Raw genomic sequence first — 1992 nt, forward strand, 5'->3', positions numbered from 1 at the left:
ACTCCTCGCGCTTCTCTGGGGGCATCTTTTCGTACCAACTTGAAGGCTCGGTTGGCGTCCGCTCTGTCGACTGTCCTGTGGTCAAGGGCGGCAATGCGCCGGCCCTTGGATACCCATGAGCATGCCGGCCAACGGCCGGCACTACCGTGGGATCAGCTGTTCCCACCCAGCGGCTTCACCGGCTGCTTCTGCAGCGACAGCAAGCCCAGCAGCACCGCCAGGGCCACGTAGGCACCGGCAAACTGCAAACTGATGATGCGCGCCAATCCTTCCAGCTCCCACGGCAGGTAGATGCCGCCGCGCGGATCCACCGAGTGGATCAGCCCGAACAGGGTCAGCACCGCCGCCACCAGCAGGAAGCCGCAGGCACGGCGCAGGCGGCCATCGACCATCGCCGCCACCGCCGAAATCCACAGCATCGAGGTGATGATGAAGCCGTTGCCGAGGGTGAAGATCACCGCCAGCTCCGGCAGGCCGTGGCCGTCGAGCTTGGTCAGCAGCTGGGGCAGCTGATCCGGTGTGATCCAGCCGGGTGCCTTGATCGCCAGCAGGTAGGCCACCGACGGCAGGAAACCGAACACCATCGCGCCGGTATGGTGACGCGGCGTGGCCTGGAAGGCCTGGGTGGTGATGTCGATGGCCACGTACACGATGATCGGTGCCAGCACCGCCAGCGGCAGCCACTGCACCAGCCCGGAGATGATGCCAAGCATGCCGCCGATGCCGACGAACAGGCCAGTCAGCAGCGTATAGCCGCTGCGCGCGCCCATGTGCTTGTACGCAGGCTGGCCGATGTACGGCGTGGTCTGCGCCACGCCGCCACAGACGCCTGCCACCAGCGTAGCCACCGCTTCCACCAGCAGGATGTCGCGGGTGCGGTAGTCATCGCCGGCCGCACGCGCGCTTTCAGAAACATTGATGCCGCCGACCACCATCAGCAGGCCGAACGGCAGCAGCAGCGGCAGGTAGGTCATCGCGGTGGGCAGGCCGTCGAGGAAGCCCAGTGTCGGCAGCGGCAGCACCACCTGCGGCGGCACCCACTCCGGTACATGGAAGCCGGGGGCGCCCAGCCCGGCCAGGCCCAGGCCGTAGTACAGCGCGGTGCCGAACACGAAGGCCAGCAGCACGCCCGGGCCTCGCACCGGCAGCTTGCCCTTGGCGATCAGCACATACAGCAGCAGGCCCAGCGTGGTGAAGCCGACCAGCGGCGAGCGCAGCGTCTCCAGCAGCGGCAACAGGCCCATCAGCACCAGCGCGATGCCGGCGATGGAACCCAGCAGCGCGGCACGCGGCAGCGCACGGGTGACTGCTTCACCGAAGAACGACAGAACGAACTTGAGCACGCCCATGATGACCAGCGCCGCCATGCCCAGCTGCCAGGTGGCGATGCCCGCCGCGTGCGGGTCCATGCCCTGCTGCTTGAACGCGATGAAGGCCGGGCCAAGCACCAGCAGGGCCATGCCGATGCTGGTGGGGGCATCCAGGCCGAGCGGCATGGCGGTGACGTCGTCACGGCCGCTGCGCGCGGCCAGCCGGCGTGCCATCAGGGTGTACAGCAGATTGCCTATCAGCACGCCGAAGGCCGTGCCTGGGAACATGCGGCCGAACACCACGTCGGCGGGGAACTGGAAGATCCCGACCAGGGCCATGGCGATGAAGCCGAGGATGGAAAGGTTGTCGACGACCAGGCCGAAGAAGCCGTTGAAGTCGCCGGCGACGAACCAGCGACGCGGTGCGGCGGAAGCGGGAGCGGACATGGAAGGGGCGGTGGGGGTGGGGACCGCCGATGGTAGGCCCAGCGGCGCCTGGGCGCCAATTCCGTCGTGGAATGATGGGTTCCAGCCAACGGCGGGGCCCCTCGTGGCTGGGCGCGGGTAGAGCCGACTGTTAGTCGACTGGCATTGCCAGTTGGGCCGGTCGGGATGGGCTGCGCAGGACACGCCGTAAACCCATCCCTGGGGGCTCGATGGCGCCATCCATGGCGCCAACGGT

At 67.9% G+C, this 1992-nt stretch carries 1 protein-coding gene; it reads right to left on the reverse strand.

Translation table 11 applies throughout. The features are described from left to right. Positions 1–152: 152 nt before the first annotated feature. Positions 153–1757, reverse strand: coding sequence for a hypothetical protein (locus ABGA94_RS12550; protein WP_164093309.1), 1605 nt, complete (start codon positions 1755–1757; stop codon positions 153–155). Positions 1758–1992 lie beyond the last annotated feature (235 nt).

It is taken from the genome of Stenotrophomonas sp. 3diitr2024, assembly GCF_042136455.1.
GTDB classification, from domain to species: domain Bacteria; phylum Pseudomonadota; class Gammaproteobacteria; order Xanthomonadales; family Xanthomonadaceae; genus Stenotrophomonas; species Stenotrophomonas sepilia.